Raw genomic sequence first — 22,652 nt, 5'->3', positions numbered from 1 at the left:
AAAGGCTGACACTGGGAATGGCTTTGATGGTGTTTATACCAAAGTATATTGCACCAGATTATGCTTTTCCTTATTCTTAGTCAGAGAACTGACGAAGTGTGTTTTTTTATTTTTAGCTTTCGGGATCAGCGTTCTGAGGATGATGTATGATAACTACACTGTATGGTTTGAAATCGGTAGCGCAGGCGTCAGCCTCTCAGACATTTCTGTGCTAAGGCGGAGAGCGCAGACGCCCTTATCGCGCTTGAAGCCGCATGCACGTTGGAAATGTCTGAGAGACTGACAGACAAGCGTGATTTCAAACCATACAGTGTAGTTATCTTCATCCTCAGGACGCGTCCGTCAGTCCTCTATGAGGAAGTCGGCGAGGATCGTGTTGCTTACGTCGATGCCTTTTTTTGTGAGGCGGATCAGGCCGTGGTCATCTTCGAGGTGGCCGGTGGACTTGTATTTATCTATGACGGGGCCGTATATGTCGTAGATGGAGTGTCCAAAGTAGTCGTTGAATTTTTCTGCACTCACACCGGATATCATACGCAGGCCGAGGAACATATATTCCTCCATCAGCCTGTCTGCGTCAAGTTCTTCTTCCACATTGCGCATGTGTTCTATTATATCTCTTGCCTTACCCAAATTTGCAACGGGATCTCCGAATGTCATGAGCTCCCTGTGTCTTGCCATGCCGTCTATGTAGTCTTCCAGACTGGATGTGTTGGTGTAGCGTCTGCCGTACAGGAAGGACGCTGCTCTGATTCCGATTCCTATGTATTCCCCGAGGGTCCAGTAGACTATGTTATGTCTGCACTCGTAGCCAGCTTTGGCGTAATTGGATATCTCGTATCTGTGGTAGCCGCCGGTGCCTAAGAGCTTATTTGTTATGTCGTACATCTGCCTGTCCACGTCCTCATCCGGGATCTGTGACAGCAGGTTCTCATCTGCTGCCAGAGGAGTTCCGTCCTCCACTATGAGGCTGTAGGACGATATGTGCTCCGGCTTACACCTTAATACCTTGTCAAGGGTGTCCAGATATGACCTCATGGTCTGTCCCGGTATGTCTGACATCAGGTCTATATTTATATTGCGAAATCCGGCCTCCCTAGCCATGTCAAATGCGGCGAGGAACTGGTCATAATTGTGTATCCTGCCCAGAGCTTCCAGCTCATTTTTCTGTGCGGACTGAAGGCCTATGCTCATCCTGTTTATGCCATTTACTATATACTCTGCTGCCTTACGGCTGGTCAGGGTGCCCGGATTTACCTCTATGCTTATCTCCGCATCCTCTGCGACATCGAACAGCTTCCTCACCGTCGTCATTACAAGTGTGATCTCGTCCGGCTCCAGTATGGATGGGGTTCCGCCTCCTATGTATATTGTCCTGACCTTGTGGGTCTCCGCCAAATACGAGTAGCTTTTCAGCTCCTCGCACAGGGCTTCGATGTATTTCTCACGGTACACTCCATATCCCGACATGCAGGCTGCCCCCACCGGAAATGACAGGAAGTCGCAGTATGCACATTTCTTCACACAGAATGGGATATGTATGTATATGCTGAGCGGCTTCTTCTCATATGACTCTAAAACTTCGTCATTATTTGCATCGCCGAAATCCCGATCTGAATTTTCGGTATTTATTATATCTATCATTAGTATCCTTCCTTTTTATTTCAAATATCGTCACCGCATGAAAAAAGCCGCTACTAAGAATGCTCCTGTCAGAATGCTCTCATTAACGGCTTTTCTACGATTCTATTATTTCTTATTTGATATAACCGTGTCACTGTGTTCCCGGTCTTTTCTATTCCTCATCAAGCTTCAGGACAGACATAAATGCCTTCTGTGGTATCTCCACATTGCCCACCTGTCTCATTCGCTTCTTTCCTTCCTTCTGCTTTTCAAGGAGCTTTCTCTTTCTGGATATATCTCCGCCGTAGCACTTGGCAAGGACATCCTTTCTCATGGCCTTGACTGTCTCGCGGGCTATTACCTTGCCGCCTATGGCCGCCTGGATCGGGATCTCGAACAGATGTCTCGGGATCTCGTCCTTGAGCTTCTCGCACATCTTTCTGCCTCTTTCATACGCTGTATCCTTGTGTATGATAAATGAGAGTGCATCGACCTCTTCCTTATTGATAAGGATGTCCAGCTTCACAAGCTCTGAGCGGACATAGCCCTTCATCTCATAGTCAAATGAAGCATAGCCCCTTGAACGCGACTTAAGTGCATCAAAGAAATCGTATATGATCTCGTTCAGTGGGAGGTCGTACTTGAGAAGCGCTCTTGTCTCCTCCATGTACTCCATGCTCTTGTACACGCCTCGTCTCTCCTGGCAGAGCTGCATGATGGCACCCACATACTCTGTTGTGACCATGATCTCCGCATCGACAAATGGCTCCTCCATGTACTCTATGGTGGATGGATCCGGCAGGTTCGACGGATTGGTGAGCTCTATCACATTCCCATCTGTGGTATGTACCTTATATACAACGCCTGGCGCTGTGGTTACCAGATCTAGATTGAACTCCCTCTCCAGTCGCTCCTGAACTATCTCAAGGTGAAGCAGTCCAAGGAAACCACATCGGAAACCAAAGCCCAGTGCTATGGATGTCTCCGGCTCAAAGCTGAGCGCCGCATCATTTAACTGAAGTTTCTCAAGGGCATCCCTGAGATCCGGATACTTTGCTCCATCCGCAGGATAGAGTCCGCTGTATACCATAGGCTGTGCCTTCTTGTATCCAGGAAGTGCCTCGTCACATGGCCTGTCCGCCTGTGTGACTGTATCTCCCACTGTTGTATCCTGTACATTCTTAAGGCTGGCTGTTATGTAACCAACCATACCGGCTGACAGCTCATCACATGGGACAAATCTTCCCGCTCCGAATATTCCGACCTCAACCACCTCAGCCTCAGCTCCGGTGGCCATCATCCTTATGGTGGTTCCCTTCTTCACGCAGCCGTCAAATAATCGGCAGAATATGATAACTCCCTTGTAGGAGTCATACAGACTGTCGAATATAAGTGCCTTGAGTGGAGCCTCAGGGTCACCGTGCGGTGCCGGCACCTTCTTCACGATCTGTTCAAGCACTTCTTCTATATTAATTCCATTCTTTGCCGATATCCTTGGGGCATCCTGTGCCTCTATTCCAATTACATCCTCGATCTCGTTCACGACCCTCTCCGGATCTGCTGACGGAAGGTCTATCTTGTTGATGACCGGCATGACATCAAGGTCATGATCCAGCGCCAGGTATACATTCGCCAGGGTCTGCGCCTCTATGCCCTGTGCGGCATCAACCACAAGTATGGCTCCCTCACAGGCTGCCAGACTTCGAGATACCTCATAATTGAAATCCACATGTCCCGGAGTGTCTATGAGATTGAATATGTACTCCTGCCCATCATTGGCATTGTACACGATCCTGACACACTGTGCCTTGATGGTGATTCCACGCTCCCTCTCAAGATCCATATTGTCAAGAACCTGATTCTGCATCTCCCTGCTGGTCAGAGTTCCGGTCTTCTCTATGATCCTGTCGGCAAGTGTTGATTTGCCGTGGTCTATATGTGCTATTATACAGAAATTTCTTATCTTTGACTGGTCTAAATGCTCCATGTCTTCACATCCTTATCTATGTCCCGCGCCTTGTATGTGCAGGCTCTTTTATTCTTATACTTGTCTTACTCGCATTTGACGTTAATATAACATGTCTGAGCATATAACTGCAAGTGCCAATATGCCACTTAATCCTCACTTCAGGAGCACCTTTGCAAGCATTGCGGCAAATGGTTCAATGGCGTTGTATTCCTCCTCCACCGTGTTAGTCTGTGCGCCTATCTCTGCCAGCATGGCGTGCGGCATGAGATCCATGTTGTACCGGCTCGTACTTATGTATATCTTGCGCATCATGTCGCCGTAATTTGCCCTGCCCGCCAGATAGGTCTGAAGTGCAAATGCCATGTTGTCGACCTTGTTGTCATTGCTCCAATAGTCCACATCGTTGCCATCCTCGTCACGGCACATGCCATTTAACAGCATGATCTGTGCTGTGGGCTTTCCATCCACATCTGTAACCAGATGTGTGTCATCCGGCACACCATCCCTGTGGAGATCTATGATGACCTCTATCTCAGGATTGTCTTTAAGTATCTGTGACACACCTTCCCTCGAATAATCATAGGAAGCGTTCCTGTCAAGAACCCCTGTCATCATGTCATATGCCGTGGTGTCGTGGTACACCGGTATGCCATATGTATCCGTGAGTATCTCCGCCAGGCGGTTGCCAAGTCCTATCACCGTGTCGTCCACCTCGCCCGGTCTTGAGTCCGCAAATGCCTCAGAGCCGTGGGTGTGATATATCAGAACTTTGTATCCGCCCGTGTCCATATCCAGCGACAGATCTTTGCCGAGCAGATTTTCCGCATCCAGCTCGTCTTTTTTGACGCACTTAGGGTATGTGGCGTTATAACAATATGAAAGGAGTGTATCTGCGTCCATACCTATATAAGAGCTCTTTATATCCGCCATGGCCGACACAGTCCTGGCATCAGCGGATCTCTGCGCAGCTTCTGTGGTCTCAGTGCTGGCAGGCGCAGAAGTCTCTAAAGTCTCCGCCTGCGATGATGCCTCACCTTCGGAATCCGCATCCTCCGTCTGGTATGTCCTGCCCTCCTCGCACACCTCCCTGACCTGGGATTCCCAGTAATCCATGTAACAGTACACATCCGGCTCAGCCGCACCGGGGCTGTATATACTCTCGCCTGTTTCACCCGAAGAACTGCCATATATCCCGCTATACACCAGCTTCCACACATCATCAGTTATCCCGGTCTTTATCAATATCCCCGCGCACACCAGAATCACCCACGCAAGTATATACACAGTCTTCGTATGAAGCTTTCTGTCCGACATACATTTCCACCCCTTTTGAATATGCTATGGTCTCTGTTATCCATTATTCAAATATATGAGTGTACGTGCCAAATGATTCCCTGTATTTTTCTCTACATCGCTATGGCATTTATCGCCTCAGATATCGTAAAGCTGATGCGGCGCACTAGCTCGTCTATATTTTTCGGGGTCACGAACATATCCGCCATATCCTCGTCCAGAAGATTGCACGCTATCTGGTATCTCTGCTTCTCCGTGAACTTCCTCATGATCCTGCGCCCGTAGGTCTCGTTAAATGCATCAGCCACCTCATCCAGCGAATCGTCTATGATGGATGGAACGGAGATGACTGTCGGAACACCGACTGCGATCACGCGTCTGCCAAGGTTGTCTGAGCTCAGTGTCTTTCTGTTGTTGCCGACACCGGAGCCGGGGCTTATACCTGTATCCGTGAGCTGGATGGTGCATCCGAGTCTCTTGCTGCTTCTGGCCGCCAGGGCGTCTATTGCAACCACGATCTCCACGTCTATCTCATCGCATATTCCCCTGACTATATCCACAGTCTCTATTCCGGTCTGTGCCATGACTCCCGGACATATGGCACTCATGACCAGATCTGGCTTTCCCGGAGTGTCCAGGTGCCTTGTCACATACAGATTGTCTATGACCAGCGGGCCTATGGAATCCGGGGTGACCTGCCTGTTGCCAAGTCCGACCACCAGTATATTTCCCGCATGCCCCATGAGCTCCCTGAGTCTGCCCTCAAGCTCCGCCCTCAGAGGTTCATGTATGGACTCCTCATATTCCTTAAGCTTGGAACACTCTATCGTTATATATTGTCCCTTTGCCTTTCCCAGATTTTTCTCCCCTATCTCATCCAGCACCGTTATGGTGGTGGTCTTGATGCTCCTGTCCTCATTCACCACCGTCTTCACCTTGACCCCAGGCATATTTCTCCTGTCGGCTACATTTTCTCTGATCTCTATCGCAAGATCCGTACGTATCTCCCTGTTCATATGCGTCCTCCTTACATAACCCATTACATGTATAATAAAATACCCCGGCGGATGCATTTTTATGTATCCGCCGGGGCATTCCATGGTAAATCTTACATTACCTTGCCAAGTATTCTGTTGATCACTTCAGGATATCCGCACACCCTGAGGACAGGTGGCTCCCACTCCAGGGATGCCGTCTGATAAAAGCATGTCGACACACCGACTTCTATTCCGCCCTCCATCTCTGATGATCTTACGATCCTTCCAAATTTCTTCTTGTCCTTAACAAGTCCCCAGGCGGCTTTGTTGATGGTAAATTCCACCACCGGGTAGCCTCCCACATATCCTGTCACCTTTGCGTCGTCCACATATGACAGCTCGTCCTTCCAGTATTCAACCGCTTCGTCTATTGATGCAAACATATATCTTCTCCTGTTTATTCTGCACTTTTTCTTATTTATTATGCTTTTGAATCATGCCGTTGTCAATTTACTCTTTCTGATTTTTTCGTTCACGTTTATTAATTTTTGTTTTGTTGCAATATTTTTTTCTTTATTATTATACTGTTATTTGATATACTGATTTGAAGTGTATATTAACGGCAGTAGTCTGCCCTTATTTAGAATTTACTTTTACAATTAAATAGCGGGGATCTATCCCCCAAGTTTTAAGGAGGTCTTTTTATGGATTTTACTAAGAAGGGAGCGGTGAAAGCTCAGAAGGAGCTCGTATCCAAGCTTCCAAGAAACCGGCGTAAGCTTAACATTTCTGTGTTTAAGACTATACTGGTGCTGGTGCTCGCCATTGTGATAGTCGGTGTCGGAGCCGGATTTGGAGCCCTCAAGGGTATTCTGGATGACACACCGAACATCAACGCTGACGCTCTCATACCTAAGGGATACAAGACAACTCTTGTATACCAGAATGGAAAGGAGATCACGACACTTGCCAATTCCAACTCCAACCGAGAGTATGTGTATTACGACTCTATTCCTGAGGATCTTGTGAATGCATTTGTCGCTATAGAGGACAGACGTTTCTGGGAGCACAACGGAATCGATGTACAGGGTATCGCCAGAGCATTTATAAAGGGTCTCAAAAGCAGAGACTTCGATGAGGGTGCTTCCACTCTTACACAGCAGCTTATCAAGAACAACGTGTTCAATGTTGGTCTTGATGAGACAACTTTCCTTGACAGGCTTGAGCGTAAGGTTCAAGAGCAGTATCTTGCAGTTGATATGGAGAAAAAGATCGACAAGAAGTCAATCGTTGAGTATTACCTGAACACCATATATCTCGGTCAGGGATGTTATGGAGTTGAGACCGCAGCCCAGACTTACTTCGGTAAGGAGCTCAGTCAGCTGACAGTTTCAGAGTGCGCTGTGCTCGCAGCAATTCCTCAGAACCCTACGAAATTTGATCCTCTTGTCTATCCTGACGACAACAAGACCAGAAGGGCCCAGGTTCTCAAATACATGCTGGATCTTGAGTATATAACACAGGCCCAGTATGACGAGGCTATAAACGATAACGTTTACAAGCGTATCGCTTCCGTATCTAAGAAGGAAGAAAAGCAGCAGAAGACAGAGGTCAACTCCTACTACACTGATGAGGTTATCAATCAGCTTCAGTCCGATCTCGTCGCCAAGGGTTACTCTGAGGACGAAGCCGAGGCCATGATCTGGTCAGGCGGACTCAAGGTCATCGTATGTCAGGATCCTGAGATCCAGGAGATTGCGGATTCTGTTGTCAACAATGCAGATTACTGGCCTGAGCCTGTATATCAGCTCAACTACGCTCTCACTCTTGCTGACAAGGAGACAAAGGTCCAGACAAACTACAGTGTAGAGAATCTCGAGAGCTGGTTTGCTGAACAGCAGGGCTACGATTATAGTGCAAGATATTACAGTGAGGATGAAGCCCGTGCAGCGGCTGACGAGTTCAAGGATGCCATGGTTGCCGAGACCGGCGACGAAGTCTTCATGGAGACATTCAAGCTTGTCATCCAGCCACAGGTATCATTCACTCTCATGGACCAGAACACCGGTCAGGTCAAGGCACTTGTCGGAGGCCGTGGAGAGAAAACTGAGAACAGATCATTCAACCGTGCAACTGAGGCGACCAGACAGCCTGGTTCATGCTTCAAGATAGTTGCCACATACCTTCCTGCACTGGAAGCGTGCAACATGTCTCTTGCCACCGTATACGATGATGCACCTTACTACTATGAGAATGGTAATCAGGTATTTAACTGGTACGGCGGATACTGGGGACCTAAAACTATAAGATATGCTATCATGGAGTCTATGAATATCATAGCTGTAAAGTGTATCACAGACGTAACTCCGCAGCTCGCATATGACTATCTGCTGAAGCTTGGATTTACAACTCTTGTTGAGAGAAAGACAGACAGCGATGGTCTCATCCTGTCAGATATCAACCAGTCACTTGCACTTGGTGGTCTGACAAATGGTATTACCAACCTGGAGATCACAGCTGCATATGCAACCATCGCCAACGGTGGTAATTATATAAAGCCTGTGTTCTACTCAGAAGTTTACGACCATGAAGGCAATCTTCTGATAGACAACAGGAAGCCTGAGAAGACACGTGTCATATCAGAGCAGACAGCATGGCTTCTCACAAGTGCCATGCACGACGTTGTAACAGGAGGTACCGGTTCAGGTGCCAATTCTTACACAGGTATGTATACAGCAGGTAAGACGGGTACCACATCAGGAGACTTTGATAACTGGTTCTGTGGTTATAACCCATACTACACAGCTTCTATATGGCTTGGAAATGATGCGAACATCACATACAGCCCTGGTTCTATCAAGTGCTATATGTGGAGAGATATCATGGATCAGGTCATCGAGAAGAAGGGACTTGACACATCGGCTACATTTGAGATGCCGGACGGAATCGTTCAGGCAACTGTATGTTCAGATACCGGACTTCTTCCATCGAACGGATGTCCAACAGTTACGGATTACTTCGATGCGACAAAGATACCTACAAAGTATTGTCCAGGTGTCAAGAAGGTAGTGGTATGTAACGAATCACACATGCTTGCCAACAAGGAATGTCCTGAGACAACAACCTTCATCTACAAGCTGAACGATAACGGTGAGTATGTCCTTGAGGGATACACCTGGGATGAATCGCTTCTGAAGGAGCATTGTAACATCCACGGCAAGAAGAAGAATACAAAGAAGACTACCAAAGCAACCACGACAACCGAAGATACATCGGAGGATACATCAGAAGATACAACAACCGAGGAGCCTACAACGACTGAGGAACCTACAACTGAGGAACCTACGTCAGAGGAACCTACCTCTTCAACGGAGATAACCACAACCGAGGAACCAAGCTCGGATGATTCAACCGATACAACTCAATGACGGAAAGCCCCATCATACAATTCAATGTATGATGGGGCTTTTTATATCCTGCCTGTCTTCTATTTCTATTTTGTCATCTTCGGCTTGAATATCAACGATGCAAGATATCCAAATATCAGTGCGGCCGAGCTTCCAACCGCCGCCATCTGGAAGCCTCCGCGGAACAGTCCGATAAATCCATCCTTATCAACCGCCTCAGTTATGCCCTTCCACAGATTATATCCAAATCCCGTGAGCGGCACCGACGCTCCGCACTGTGCAAATTCCAGAAGCGGCTTGTATATTCCAAGAGCTCCAAGCACAACTCCCGTACAGACGAGTATGACCATTATCCTTCCCGGAAGGAGCTTGGTCTTATCCATCAATATCTGGGCAAGGACACATATTATTCCGCCAACCACAAACGCTTTTACATAATCCATTTACATCTACTCTCCTTTCTTTTCGTGATGCTCTATCATGACCGCATGGGCTATCCCCGGTATGGGCTGCCCCTCGTTATAGCTCACGGTGGAAAGCAGTGCTCCAGTCGGAACAAACAACACTCTCTTCCACTCCCCGGAGCTCACCTTCTTCAATATATATCCGGCAAGAACAGTCGCCGAGCAGCCACAGCCCGATCCGCCCGAGTGGGTATCCTGTTCCTCGTTGTCAAATATCTCTATACCGCAGTCCATATGATTTGCCGATATATCCACATTGTTCATGCTCAGAAGATCCTCAAGTATGGTCTTGCCGACCTTGCCAAGATCACCAGTTATTATCCTGTCGTAGTATGTGGGCTTTATGCCAAAATCCTGAAGATTCTGATATATGACGGCAGCCGCCGCGGGTGCCATACACGCTCCCATGTTGAGCGAATCCTTCACTCCATAGTCCACGATCTGCCCTGTGGTTACTCCCTGGATACACACATCTGACTCTCTGTCTGACACCACAAAGGCACCACTTCCCGTAACCGTCCAGGTAGCCGACAGGGGACGCTGATTTCCATATTCCAAGGGAAAACGAAACTGCTTCTCTGCACTTCCATAGTGGCTTGACGCCTCTGCGATAACGTTGTCCGCATATCCCGCCGCCACAGTCATGGATGCAAGTGACAGCGCTTCTCCGCACGTCGAGCACGCGCCGTACAGACCGAACACCGGTATCTCCATATCCTTGATTCCAAACGTCGACGCTATGAGCTGTCCCAGCAGATCCCCGGCAAATATATACCTTATATCCTGCTTGACTATTCCCGCCTTCTGTATGGCAAGGGTCACCGCCTGACGCACCATCTCGCTCTCGCCTTCCTCCCAGGAATCTTTGCCAAATGTTGCATCCTCGCTCACTCTGTCAAAATATCTCGCCATGGGGCCGTCTATCTCCTTCGGCCCCGCCACCGCTGCTGCCCCCAGTATATATGGGGGATTGCCAAATTTTATGCTCTGTTTTCCTTTTTTCTCATTCATATCATGCAACTCCCTTATATGGATAAATGTAACTGTTACTATAATTCCCTTATGCACCGCAGATTATAATGGTAGTATTTGTTAACATCAGCACTGGACAAATTCATTTATTTGCTTTAACATTACTAAAGCTGCTTTACAAAGAAAAAGGAATGGAGAATCGCCGTGGAATTTACAAAGGAATACTGGATAAACTGTTTTAGCAGATGTGTCAGATATGCTACGACTTTTTTCAAATGGATAGTTTTTTCACTGATAATGGGAACGATATGCGGGCTTGTCGGAACAGCTTTTCATATATGCGTAGAGTACGCCACCGGCTTCCGTGAGAACAATCATATGATAATATATTTTCTGCCGCTTGCGGGAATCGTGATCGTATTTATATACAGGATCTGTGGAATAAGACATTCCAAGGGAACCAATCTTGTCATCGGTTCCATAAGAAGCGTGGAGGATGAGATTCCCTCCCGTATGGCACCACTGATCTTTATATCGACGGTCATCACACATCTCTTCGGAGGTTCCTCAGGAAGGGAGGGTGCAGCCCTTCAGATAGGTGGAAGCATCGGTGTGTCCATAGGCAAGCTGTTCAAGCTTGACGACAGCGACAAGCATATACTCACACTTTGCGGCATGAGCGCTGTCTTCTCAGCACTGTTTGGAACCCCAATTACTGCCGCGCTGTTCAGTATGGAGGTCATAAGCATCGGTATCCTCTACTACTGCGCATTTGTGCCTTGTCTGTTCTCGTCAGTCATCGCATACGCAATAACGAAAAAGCTTCACGTTGTACACGACCACTACAATATAGCCGGCATGCCGACATCCGTGGATGTGCCTTTGGTGATCAAGGTCATCGGTCTGGCTATCCTGTGCGCAGTGCTCAGCAGTCTGTTCTGTATATTCATGAACGTTGTGCACAAGCTTTTCCGCAAATATTTCAAGAACCAGTATGTGCGCGTATTCGCAGGAGGCGTGATGCTCGTCCTGCTCAACATAATACTCAACACCACCGACTACAACGGAACCGGTATGAACATCATCGCCCAGGCGCTCAACGGAGAGGCAAAACCAACGGCTTTCCTTCTCAAGGCGCTGTTCACCGCCATAACAATAGGCTGTGGATTCCGAGGCGGTGAGATCGTTCCATCGTTCTTCGTCGGTGCCACATTTGGATGCGTCATGGGTGGACTCATGGGACTCGACCCGGGCTTTGCCGCTGCCCTCGGAATGGTGTGCTTCTTCTGTGGCGTGGTAAACTGTCCTCTTACATCTCTGTTCCTGAGCATAGAGCTGTTCGGAGCGCACGGAATACTTCTGTTCACCATAGGATGTGCCGTCAGCTACATGCTGTCCGGCTATTACAGCCTGTACAACGAGCAGAAGATCATCTACTCCAAGCTCCGCCCTCACTATGTCAATCTCTACACCAACCAGGAGATAAAGACCAAGGAACCGGGATTCCTGGAAGGCCTTATAAGGATCAGGGAGGACGACTCAGACGACATTGAGGAGTAGCCGGCAGCTACTCTTCCTGAGTATCTTACTCAGACTCAGTCGTCTTCTTATCTGTGTCTGAGCTGTCACTCTTATCTTTGTTCTGATCCTTATCTTTGTCTTTATCCTTATCCTTTGGAAGCTTTCCTACCTTGTACACCTCGTCACGCTTAGAGTACACGCTTATCGCCTCAGGATTGTCCGATATGACATTTCCATCGCCGTCATACACTCTTCTGTAGGACTGCACTGTAAGGCCCTCTATTCCCACTGTGTCAAGCACCTGCTCATCCTTGCCAAGACTCTTGTCCAGCTCATACTTGGTCTCATATGGCTCTGTCTCAACGGTCTCCGTGTAGAGCTCCACGCTGAACGGCTCCGTGATGGTGCCCCATATCGTACATGATGTGGAATATCCATCGTAGCTTGTGCTTATCTTTATCGGGTAATCCGTGTCATTTGTAAATACAAAGTCACATCCGCCCCACGCCACAGTGGCGTCAAGTCCCGCAGGAACATACGATGAAGGGTATGGATGACAATGTCTCTCATCTATCTCGAGATTCGCATACAGGCACGCCATGTACATGGTGGATGACACCTGACATATTCCACCGCCCATGTCCATGACTGACTGTCCGTCAGCATATGATGGGCCCGGAAGGAAGCCTCTCTCCTCGGTGAGCTCTCCGACTCCGAGGTTATATGAAAATGACTCTCCCGGCATGAGTATGGTTCCATCGCAATACTGCGCCGCCAGCTTGACATTTGTCTTTCTGTTCTCTGAACCCTCAACCTCTGTGCTGTATGAACTCATCTCGTCTCTGAACAGCATCTTCCTGTATTCTTCCGTACTCATATCCGCCGGGGTGTATGTGAGCGGGATGCTCACATCCGTTCCCTTCTTGGCAGATTCAAGGCTCTTCTTTGCCGCCTCCAGATCAAAGTCCACACCGTCCTTGGCCTCAACTACCTCGTAGTTCTTGTCAGGGTCAAGCGTTGGATTCTGCGGCTCACAATGTACCTTTTTGTATACCTCGTCCAGATCCACGTCAGCAGACACAACAGGACATTCCACCACAGTGCCATAGTCTCCTTTTGCTATCTGCTTCTTTATGCGGGTTACCAGCTTGTCTGTGTCTATCCTGTAGCTGCCCTTTCCCTTTGTCACAATGAGGTTCTTGTCCTCTATCCTGTATCCATCCTCTATATCCAGATCGACCTTCATCATATCACTGCTCTCGATGGCGGTCGTTATGATGCCGCTGTCGCCTATATATGGATAAATATCATAGCTGCTTCCAAGTGTCCATGATTCCAGAAGCCCATAGCCTCTTCTCCAGAAGCTGTGTGAGTCATCCTGTATCTTCTGCACAGACTTCTCAGAATCCATATCCAGCGCCGCCGACACATCCAGGGTGTAAGTCTTATCATCCAGCTTCACCTGTATGCCCACACTGCTGTAATCGCGTCTGAACTGGTCATTTATGCTCTTTGCCGCCTCCGCAGTTTTCATTCCGCCAACGTCTAATCCGTTTATGGTGGTCTTTTTGTACAGCTTTCTGTTACCCACACACGCACATATTAGCGCATAAAATATCACCATGAACACCGCCGTGAGTATCCAGCTTATCACTCTGTATCGCTGCTGTCTCTTCCTCCACTGCTCAGATGCACGCCGTCCTGAACGTCCTGAAGCTCTCTGCCTGTTCTGCGCAAGTCTCTTTTCAGTTGTATGTCCGTTTCTTCTTTCGTCTGCCATCTACATTCCCCTCATCCTGTAGAATAGATATTCCTTTGCAAGCTCCGAGTATAGCTGCTGTACAGTCCACTCCCTGTTGCTCCGTGTCACGACCGACTTCAGCCTTACTGCCGGAAGCCCGGTCTTCTTATACCTTTCAAGAAATATATCAAGTTCTTTGCTGCTCACTCCGTCAAATATGAGCATATCCATACTGAGATCTTCCGTCTGTCCGGTCTCATCTCCACAGCCAGATATGTCAGCCGTGTCGCACAGACTTCCGACCTTCATACCATAATGCTTTCTCTGAATGTCAACGCACTCCGCACCTATGTCACTGCATATATCCTGTACTGCACTCTTCTGCTCAGGTGCCAGATTGACTGTCATTAGCCTCTTCATGTCAGCATTTCTCCTGTCTTTCTTCTTTTGTCCAAATCTATACCCATTATGTTATTTTTTCAAATATTGTCAACCGATGTGGGGAAAATATGTTGATTTTTAATTTAATAAACCCCATTTCACCATATTGAGACTATCCAATATATAACACCGAGCAGCCAGCTTGTAAATATACCGTACAGTATAACAGGCCCCGCTATGGTGAACGCCTTCACGCCCTTTCCGAACACTTCACCCTCAGTCTGGAATTCCACTATGGGCGCACACACACCATTTGCAAATCCTGTGATCGGCACAAGTGCTCCGGCACCGCCGTACTTTGCTATCTTCTTGTAGAGATTCAGACTTGTGAGGATAACACTTGCGAGGACGAGTATCAGCGATACATACGCATACGCCTCGTCTTCCTTCACATCGAAGTGTACCAGCAGGTCAAATATCCCCTGCCCTATCGTACAGATCACGCCTCCCACAAGAAACGCCCACAGGCAGTTTCTCGGAACGCTTGATGTGGGTGTCACAAGCTCCACATATTCATTGTAATCACTCTCTGTAGGTTCAAACTTCATAACAAATACCTCCATTTCACACAAAATAATTTTGACTTTATCACATGCCCAGAACGACACTCAGCACCGAGCCCACCAGTTTTCCCGCGGCAAGGCCGTATATGACATAAGGGAGATTTCTTCTCACACTGAATCTTCTGGCCGCGATCGGTATGACATTCAACACCTCCGTAAGCGCCCCCGCCAGGCATCCCACAAATATCCCTCCGAACAGACATATGATGGTATATCCCACCCATGTCACCGGAACCGATATTTTGAATACATATATCAGATTTGCCAGCGCCGCACCATATGCCAGCAGACACTCTATGAGCAGATAATACCTTGCCCCCTTTACCTTCTCAAGGAGCTTGGGGAATATTCCTATCATGGATATAAATGCAAAATACCCGCCCGATATGGCCACACCGCTGGCAAAGCAGGCTATGGCAAGCATAGCGTATCTAATCAGCATCTCTCTCCGCCTTCTTTCTGGAGGCATCCGTTATGACTGTCTGGTTGATCTCCTGTTCATACTGTCTCATCTGAACCTGAAGCGGTGTAGGATCATCAGAGAATTTTTTCTTTGCACCGTGATTGAAAAATACGATTATACCGATGAAGAGCCCCAGGGAATATGCTATTCCCGCCACAGGATAGGCATCCCTGCCCTGCCCCACAAATATGTTGTGCATGACGTCAAGCTGTCCAACCATATTGACATCCGAGTTGTACGACATGATGGAAAAGCCTGCTCCGAAAAATGCGATGAAGCATATCATCAGAAATTTGAAGAACTGCTTTACTTTGTCGCTGGTGTCATATGTCCTGTAATACACAACCACGTCCGTTGCCCCTATGGTCTGTGTCTGGCAGTCCGGGTAGTGCTCCTGTATCACCTGCAGAATGTACATCACCGATATGACCTGCTGCTCCCTGCTGCCGGAAAAGCTCATGAGCTCCAGCTTCTCAACGCCGTATTTTATATCGGGATTCGGACTCAGCACCGTCGCCACATCCTTTATTTTGACCTTTCTCTTCTCCGCCAGGCAGCTCTCCGACAGTTTCAAATACAAAAGTTCAGCCATATACATGTCCCCTGTTCTTATATTCTAAGAATAGTCTGTCCATGTATATGGCTGATATTACTCCAATATTTTCCATCTGAGTCTTCCGAGTATCTTTTTCTCAAGCCGGCTCACCTGCACCTGGCTCATGCCAAGGATCTGCCCTGTCTGTCCCTGCGTCTTGTCCTGAAAATACCTCAACACCACAAGTTTTCTCTCATCCGGCGTGAGCGTGTCCAGAAGCTGCGATACACACAGCCTGTCCACGATGCGGTCTCCATCTTCCATGCCGCACATCTCCGCGTGAAGATCATCTATGCATGTCACATCCGATGCCGCGTCCATCGCCATCACAAGCTCTTCAGGAGTCGCTCCTATAGCCTCACATATCTCCTCCATTCCCGGCTCAGTCCCTCTGTTTTTTTCGACCTCGTGTCTGTATCTGTCTGCCCTGTAGTATATCGTTTTAAGATTTCTGCTGACCTTCACCATTCCGTCATCCCTGAGAAAGCGTCTAATCTCCCCCTGAATGAGTGGAACCGCATACGTGGACAGTTTTACCTCATAGTCCATATCAAACCTGTCTATGGCCTTTACAAGGCCTATAAGCCCTATCTGTATAAGATCCTCAAGTTCCTGTCCTCTCCCCACATATCTTCTGGCAACGCTGACCACCAGTCCCATATTGTCCGTCACAAGTTTATCTCTGGCATCTCTGTCTCCATCTTTTGCAAGTTCAAGCAAACGATGATTATCCGCCATCAATATATCTCCTGACTTTTTCCTATTATCTTCTTCATATTTACCACGGTTCCCTCACCCACGCGGGATTCTACCTTTAGCTCATCCATGAAAGCCTCCATAAATGAAAATCCCATGCCCGATCTGCTTCCGTCCGTGACAGTGGTGTAAAGCGGCTCCATTGCCCTGTCGACATTCTCTATGCCGCAGCCGTGATCTGTGATCGTTATGTACAGGGTGCGCTCCTCTATGTATGCCTCCAGGATTATGCTTCCCTCACCGGATCCATATCCGTGTATTATCGAATTCGTGACAGCCTCCGACACCGCCGTCTTGACATCCTCCACCTCACTGAGTGTAGGATTTGTCCTCGTCAGCATAGCCGCCACCACGACTCTCGCCACAGCCTCATTCCGGGCATCACAGCCAAATTCCATGATCAATCTGTTCTTATCCATACCATTCTCCTCGTTATCTATATTTTATCTGTCCAATCCTCAGCCTCATCCCGGACACCGCTGTCCAGCCTTGTCGCGATCCTGTATATACCGGACATGAGCAGTATCCTGTCCATTCTCGCATTTACATTTATCACCCCAACGCTTCCCCCTCTGTCGTGGAGCTGTCTGTACCTTCTCGTTATAAGTCCTATCCCCGAGCTGTCCATGAACGTTGTCCTGCCAAAATCAAATATGGCATGTCTCACCACCTCCTCGGCAAATACTCCGTCTATCCCTGCGGTCATCTTCACCGCCGCATAATCATCCACCTCTCTGGGCATATATACGATTATAGTATCCCCCATTTTCTCGTAGATATTCATCTTCAATCCCCCTGTCACAAAATAAAAGGCACAAAAGAAACGGTTAATCCTTATCCGTCTCTTTTGTGCCTTCTATAAATTATAATCTTTTTATATATCTTTCGTTACTGTCCGTCAGTTGTATCTGTTCCATCGCCTGTATACAAACTGTCGGTCGTGTCTGTTCCGTCACCTGTATACGTATTGTCGATGGTGCCTGTTCCATCATCCGTATACGTGTTGTCGGTCGTATCCGTTCCATCACCTGTATACGAGCTGTCGGTTGTATCTGTTCCGTCACCTGTGTCCGTGCTGTCGGTTGTACCTGTTTCGTCACTTGTGCTTGATCTGTCGGTTGTATCTGTTCCGTCGCCCGTGTTCGTGCTGGCTGTACTTGCAGAATTCTTCTTTTCAAGTCCCGCCTGTATGGCATCTTCATCCGCATAATCACACGCAACCGTGTAGTATACGGAGTTCGGACAGTTCTCAACAAGCTGGTTAAATACCAGTGTGGCATTGTTATCATCAGAAAGCTTCAGATAACACATCGCCTTGTAGAACAGTGCCACATCGCTGTTAGGTGTATCCTGAAGAACTCTGTTCAGATCATCTATGGCAGCCTCATATGTCATGGCCTCGTACTTATAGATTGCTGACTGTACCCTTGCCTTATTGTCATCCGACAGAACCTGTGAAGCGTAATCGCCATACTTATCTATCTGTGTCTGAAGGTTCTTCGCCTCAGTCTCAGCATTTGTGAGCTTGGTGGTCATGCTGTCCACCTGTGACTGGAGCTCCGATATGGCCACATTCTTATCCGCTATCTCCTGACTGAATGTAACCTTCAGGTCTCTCTCTGAATTGTCAGCCACCTTATCCCTGTGCGGGATGATGAGCGTCCACATGGCCGCAAGTCCCAGAACAACTCCCGCTATGATATAAGCGATGGAATATTTGTAGAAATTGATGTCCTTGTATCTTCCAACCGGAATCGGATCCCCATCAAAATCCACCTCGCTGTTGCCGGCTATGAGCTTCTTCTGGTCATCCACGAACAGAGAATCCACATCGTAGTCCTCCTGCGGATAATCCCTGAAGTTCATGATCTCCTCATCAGTGTGGCCCATCTCATTGAAATATCTGACCGCCACTGGATTTGTCCTGTCTATCTTGATGACACGCTTGAGTGCCTTGCGAGCCTTGTCATATCTTCCCTCGTCGATGAACAGAAGTGCAAGGAGCAGGTATCCCTGTATAAATCTGCTGTTGTCGGAAAGTACCTTTCTGAGCTGTATAAAGGCAAGATCCTTGCTGCCCTGCTTCGCATATACCAGCGCCTGATTATACTTTCTGGTTACATTGTTCACCGCCTCCAGCCTGTGTGGGTTGGATTTTATCTCCTTGATGTATCTCTTGGCGACATTCTTGCCATCAAAATAATTCACACTCACTACCCAGTGGCTGAGCGCCTGAACTATCTCTCCGGTCTCATAGTACACCAGTCCAAGAAGGTTCCGGGCATCTATATTCATCTTGTCATACTTCAGAGACAGCTTGAGCGCCTCCTCCGCACCTGACATATCCCTGACCCTCGCCTTATCAAGCCCTATGTTGTAATAGTACTTTGACGAGTTGAGAGCCTTGTTCACGTAATCTATCTTCAGTCCGCACCTGGTACAGTAGCCTGTGACGGCTATCGCTCCACCGCAGTGCTTACAATTCAGTACATCTGCCATATCTTAATCTCCCGACCAATCTGTGTTCTTTACTTCTCTGCTTCCTTTGCAACCCTCATCATCTCCTGCATGACATCCATGATGTCCTTGAGATCATTGTTGTATATTGCATCCTCTGCCTGGTCAAGTTCAAGTGCCGGCTTAAACCTCTTTATCTCTTCATCAAAATTGATCATGTCTGTTCCTCCATCTCTTGACACCGCCCACCAGATACAGGGAACCAACGCAGTATATGTTGGTATTCTCTCTGTCTCCTCTGAGCTCCACTGCCATATCCATGGCATCGTCAATCTCATCGCTGACCATGACCGGAGTATCCGTACACGCCGAGAATATCTCCGCCAGCTTTGCGGAATCCGCCTTTCTGCTGCTGTCAACGCTTGTGACTATTATCCTGCCAAACGTAATATTTCCGGCAAGCAAATGTATCATGGAGTCATACTCCTTATCCTTCACCGCCGCAAATACCAGTATCTTGTCATATTCCCCATGAAGCCTGTTCATGGTCTCTATATATGCATTTACAGCCTCCACATTGTGGGCACCATCCACATATATATGGGGAGCTATCTCCTCCATCCTGCCCTCCCAGTAGAACTGCAGGAGTGCATTCCTCACGGTCTTCTCTATATCCTGTTCCGGTACATTCCGCCTCTCCATGAGCATCCTGAATGCTGTCACGGCAAGGCTGACATTCTCCACCTGGTACAGTGATGTCTTCTGTATCTGTAAATTGCAATAACTATAATACCGATTATGCAATGAAAAATCAATGGTTTTGTTCCCCAAATGATTTATTATATAATCTGATTTTTCGACCGGAATTATGTCCGCTCCACGCTCTTTGGCAGTATCTTCTATGACCCGCGCAGCCGCCTCATCCCGCCTGAAATATATCACCGGAACACCCGGCTTGATGATGCCTGCCTTCTCATAAGCTATCTTCTCTATCGTATCGCCAAGATACTCCATGTGATCCATTCCCACCGACGTGATGATCGTAAGCTCCGGCGTCAGGACATTTGTCGCATCCAGTCTTCCGCCCATTCCTGTCTCGTATACGGCAAAGTCACACTTCTGCTGTCTGAAATACACCGCCGCCATGGCAAACATGACCTCGAAGAACGAAGGGTGCTCCATGAACTGCCCCTTTACGGTCTCAAATGCCGACACAAAATCGTCATCGGATATATTTGTACCATTTATCTGTATTCTCTCGTTTATGGACACGAGATGGGGTGATATGAACAATCCCACTCTGTATCCCCAGGCTGCAAGCATCTGCGCCAGAGCGCGGCATGTGCTGCCCTTTCCGTTGGTTCCCGCCACATGTATCGCAGGAACAGCCTTCTCAGGGTTCCCCAAACGGCACAAAAGACTGGAAAGGTTCTCCTTGCCAATCTTCTGTGCAAAAAGCGGAATACCCAATATATAATCCACAGTCTCTCTGTAATCCGCCATTATGATTCTCCTATCCGTCCGTGCGTGCTGCTCAGACCCAATTATCTATTGTCAACTTTCTCAGGGTAGAGGTCGTGGTTTGCCAGACGGTTCCAGGCAACCTCCTCCCACTTTGTTCCCGGTCTGCCGTAATTGCAGTATGGGTCTATGGAGATTCCTCCCCTCGGTGTGAACTTGCCCCACACCTCGATATACTTTGGATCCATCAGCTTTATGAGGTCATTCATGATGATGTTCATGCAGTCCTCATGGAAGTCTCCGTGATTCCTGAAGCTGAACAGATACAGTTTCAATGACTTGCTCTCCACCATCTTCTCCCCCGGCACATATGATATATACACAGTTGCGAAATCAGGCTGTCCGGTGATCGGACAGAGGCTTGTGAACTCAGGGCAGTTGAACTTTACAAAGTAGTCGTTGTCCGGATGCTTGTTATCAAATGTCTGGAGCATCTCAGGTGCATAGTCCATGCTGTACTTTACGTCTTTATTTCCAAGGAGGGTCACACCCTCCATCTCTTCTTTACTTCTTCCCATTATAGTCTCCTATATTACTTTTATGATTCATGCTTATTCTGCTATATGATCACGCTGTATTACTGCTCCTGCAGTGCTTCTGTCACAGACTTGATGAGCAGCTTAACAGCCTCGTCACAGTGCTCCTTCTTAACGATAAGTGGAGGTGCGATCCTTATGATGCTGTCTCTTACCGCTGTTATGAGGAGCTTGTTCTCAAGCGCTCTGTGCTTTACTTCAAATGCGATAGGCTTGTTGAACTCAACGCCTATAAGAAGACCACGTCCTCTGATCTCCTTGACACAAGGAAGTGCCTTGAGTTTCTCCATGAAATATGCTCCTACTTCCTTTGCATTCTCATAGAGCTTGTTGTCAAGTATCTCATCTATCTCTGCAAGTGCGGCTGCACAACATACAGGGTTGGCTGCATATGTTGAACCGTGTGCACCAGGTGTAAATGCTGATGCAATCTTGGCACTTGTACACATCGCTCCTATAGGCATTCCGCCTCCGATGGCCTTCGCCATGGATACCATATCAGGCTTTACGCCGTATGTCATATATGCCATGATGTCTCCGGTTCTTCCCCATCCGGTCTGAACCTCGTCGAACATGAGCAGCATGTTCTTCTCATCACAGAACTCACGAAGTCCTTTAAGGAACTCAGGGTCTGCAGGGTATACACCACCCTCGCCCTGTACAGGCTCCACCATGATTCCTATGGTGTTCTCATCGCATTTGCTCTTGAAGTCCTCAAGGTTGTTATACTCTGCATATGTGAATCCCGGAAGGAGTGGTGCAAATCCCTTGTGGCAGGCCGAATCAGGCTGGCCTGTTGCCGACAGTGCACCGTATGTTCTTCCGTGGAAGCTGTTCTTCGCTGTCACGATCTTATATCTGTCCGGTCCGTAATTGTCCACGCCGTACTTTCTAGCCATCTTGATCATGGCTTCATTTGCCTCTGTTCCTGAGTTCTGGAACACGATCTTCTCCATGCCTATGGTGTCACACACTTTCTTTGCAAGGAGTATCATTGGAAGTGTATATGCATAGTTGGATGCATGTATTACATTTGCAGCCTGGTCAGCTATGGCCTTTGCAACCTTCTTGTTGGCATTTCCCGCGCTGCTTACCGCTATTCCTGCGAAGAAGTCGAGGTATCTGTCGCCGTTCTCAGCGTACACATACATGCCATCGCCCTTCTCCTCTATGAATTCCCATCTTCTGGACTGCTCTGCCAGATATGTATCTACTATCTCTAAAAGTTCTTCTCTTGTATAACCTGATTCACTAACCTTCATCTTTCTCTCCTTTTGCCTTTATCTACTTTATAGGCAATTGCGAAACATGATTACATATGCAGAGGTGCTTTAGCATACCAATCAGGGGTCG

Annotated in this window: 22 protein-coding genes; 2 read left to right on the top strand and 20 right to left on the bottom strand. The window is 47.9% G+C overall.

The window, feature by feature from the left end; all coding sequences use genetic code 11:
- Positions 1-342: 342 nt before the first annotated feature.
- The 5 genes from hemW to DW159_RS01590 all read right to left on the bottom strand — a co-directional run bounded on the left by hemW (position 343) and on the right by DW159_RS01590 (position 6,305).
- Positions 343-1,644: a radical SAM family heme chaperone HemW gene (gene hemW, locus DW159_RS01610; protein ID WP_117548731.1), complete on the bottom strand. Its 1,302-nt coding sequence runs from the start codon at positions 1,642-1,644 to the stop codon at positions 343-345.
- Positions 1,645-1,795: 151 nt separating this feature from the next.
- Positions 1,796-3,610: a translation elongation factor 4 gene (gene lepA, locus DW159_RS01605; protein WP_117548730.1), complete on the bottom strand. Its 1,815-nt coding sequence runs from the start codon at positions 3,608-3,610 to the stop codon at positions 1,796-1,798.
- A 135-nt stretch (positions 3,611-3,745) separates the two neighbouring features.
- Positions 3,746-4,906, bottom strand: a complete 1,161-nt coding sequence (locus DW159_RS01600) for a stage II sporulation protein P (RefSeq protein ID WP_117548729.1) — start codon at positions 4,904-4,906, stop codon at positions 3,746-3,748.
- A gap of 92 nt (positions 4,907-4,998) precedes the next feature.
- On the bottom strand, positions 4,999-5,901 hold the full coding sequence (gpr, locus tag DW159_RS01595; protein ID WP_117548728.1) for a GPR endopeptidase: 903 nt from the start codon (positions 5,899-5,901) through the stop codon (positions 4,999-5,001).
- Positions 5,902-5,993: 92 nt separating this feature from the next.
- Positions 5,994-6,305 (bottom strand): hypothetical protein, encoded by a 312-nt coding sequence (locus DW159_RS01590; RefSeq protein WP_015533142.1) that lies wholly within the window; start codon positions 6,303-6,305, stop codon positions 5,994-5,996.
- A 261-nt stretch (positions 6,306-6,566) separates the two neighbouring features.
- Here DW159_RS01590 and DW159_RS01585 point away from each other — a divergent pair, with 261 nt between their 5' ends.
- Entirely contained in the window at positions 6,567-9,290 is a 2,724-nt protein-coding gene (locus DW159_RS01585) for a transglycosylase domain-containing protein (protein WP_117548727.1), read from the top strand.
- A gap of 65 nt (positions 9,291-9,355) precedes the next feature.
- On the opposite strand, the gene spoVAE is transcribed toward DW159_RS01585, so the two are convergent.
- Positions 9,356-9,712 carry a stage V sporulation protein AE gene (spoVAE, locus tag DW159_RS01580; RefSeq protein WP_015533143.1) on the bottom strand — a complete coding sequence of 119 codons (357 nt, stop codon included), beginning with the start codon at positions 9,710-9,712 and terminating at the stop codon, positions 9,356-9,358.
- 6 nt (positions 9,713-9,718) lie between these two features.
- Complete coding sequence (spoVAD, locus tag DW159_RS01575) at positions 9,719-10,744, bottom strand: stage V sporulation protein AD (protein ID WP_117548726.1); 1,026 nt, start codon at positions 10,742-10,744, stop codon at positions 9,719-9,721.
- Between the two features lie 165 nt (positions 10,745-10,909).
- Between spoVAD and DW159_RS01570 the strand changes: the two genes are divergently transcribed.
- Complete coding sequence (locus DW159_RS01570) at positions 10,910-12,265, top strand: chloride channel protein (RefSeq protein WP_330410577.1); 1,356 nt, start codon at positions 10,910-10,912, stop codon at positions 12,263-12,265.
- A gap of 25 nt (positions 12,266-12,290) precedes the next feature.
- Here DW159_RS01570 and DW159_RS01565 read toward each other — a convergent pair whose 3' ends face one another.
- The 13 genes from DW159_RS01565 to DW159_RS01510 form a co-directional block, all read right to left on the bottom strand.
- Positions 12,291-14,006: a VanW family protein gene (locus DW159_RS01565; protein WP_117548725.1), complete on the bottom strand. Its 1,716-nt coding sequence runs from the start codon at positions 14,004-14,006 to the stop codon at positions 12,291-12,293.
- A complete protein-coding gene (locus tag DW159_RS01560; protein ID WP_015533147.1) occupies positions 14,007-14,387 on the bottom strand; it encodes a DUF3783 domain-containing protein in 381 nt (126 codons plus the stop codon).
- Between the two features lie 119 nt (positions 14,388-14,506).
- Positions 14,507-14,956: a SpoVA/SpoVAEb family sporulation membrane protein gene (locus DW159_RS01555; protein ID WP_117548724.1), complete on the bottom strand. Its 450-nt coding sequence runs from the start codon at positions 14,954-14,956 to the stop codon at positions 14,507-14,509.
- 40 nt (positions 14,957-14,996) lie between these two features.
- On the bottom strand, positions 14,997-15,413 hold the full coding sequence (locus DW159_RS01550) for a stage V sporulation protein AB (RefSeq protein ID WP_022217224.1): 417 nt from the start codon (positions 15,411-15,413) through the stop codon (positions 14,997-14,999).
- Positions 15,403-16,026, bottom strand: coding sequence for a stage V sporulation protein AA (locus DW159_RS01545; protein ID WP_117548723.1), 624 nt, complete (start codon positions 16,024-16,026; stop codon positions 15,403-15,405). Before DW159_RS01545 ends, DW159_RS01550 begins: the two co-directional genes overlap by 11 nt.
- Positions 16,027-16,083: 57 nt before the next feature.
- Positions 16,084-16,767 carry a sigma-70 family RNA polymerase sigma factor gene (locus tag DW159_RS01540; RefSeq protein WP_117548722.1) on the bottom strand — a complete coding sequence of 228 codons (684 nt, stop codon included), beginning with the start codon at positions 16,765-16,767 and terminating at the stop codon, positions 16,084-16,086.
- The gene (spoIIAB, locus tag DW159_RS01535; RefSeq protein ID WP_015533153.1) at positions 16,767-17,204 is read right to left on the bottom strand and encodes an anti-sigma F factor; all 438 of its coding nucleotides are present in this window, start codon (positions 17,202-17,204) and stop codon (positions 16,767-16,769) included. Before spoIIAB ends, DW159_RS01540 begins: the two co-directional genes overlap by 1 nt.
- Before the next feature lie 17 nt (positions 17,205-17,221).
- Positions 17,222-17,569 (bottom strand): anti-sigma factor antagonist, encoded by a 348-nt coding sequence (locus DW159_RS01530; protein WP_015533154.1) that lies wholly within the window; start codon positions 17,567-17,569, stop codon positions 17,222-17,224.
- A 104-nt stretch (positions 17,570-17,673) separates the two neighbouring features.
- Entirely contained in the window at positions 17,674-19,284 is a 1,611-nt protein-coding gene (locus tag DW159_RS01525) for a tetratricopeptide repeat protein (RefSeq protein ID WP_117548721.1), read from the bottom strand.
- Between the two features lie 29 nt (positions 19,285-19,313).
- On the bottom strand, positions 19,314-19,460 hold the full coding sequence (locus DW159_RS13680; protein WP_015533156.1) for a hypothetical protein: 147 nt from the start codon (positions 19,458-19,460) through the stop codon (positions 19,314-19,316).
- Positions 19,447-20,745, bottom strand: a complete 1,299-nt coding sequence (locus tag DW159_RS01520; RefSeq protein WP_117548720.1) for a bifunctional folylpolyglutamate synthase/dihydrofolate synthase — start codon at positions 20,743-20,745, stop codon at positions 19,447-19,449. Before DW159_RS01520 ends, DW159_RS13680 begins: the two co-directional genes overlap by 14 nt.
- Before the next feature lie 41 nt (positions 20,746-20,786).
- Entirely contained in the window at positions 20,787-21,281 is a 495-nt protein-coding gene (gene queF, locus DW159_RS01515; RefSeq protein ID WP_117548719.1) for a preQ(1) synthase, read from the bottom strand.
- Positions 21,282-21,340: 59 nt separating this feature from the next.
- Positions 21,341-22,561 carry an aspartate aminotransferase family protein gene (locus DW159_RS01510; protein WP_117548718.1) on the bottom strand — a complete coding sequence of 407 codons (1,221 nt, stop codon included), beginning with the start codon at positions 22,559-22,561 and terminating at the stop codon, positions 21,341-21,343.
- Between the last annotated feature and the right edge of the window lie 91 nt (positions 22,562-22,652).

This window comes from Coprococcus sp. AM14-16, assembly GCF_003434675.1.
In the GTDB taxonomy this organism is placed as follows: domain Bacteria; phylum Bacillota; class Clostridia; order Lachnospirales; family Lachnospiraceae; genus Coprococcus; species Coprococcus aceti.
Note: the sequence above shows the minus strand (reverse complement) of the source record. Positions and strands in the feature narration are given on the sequence as shown.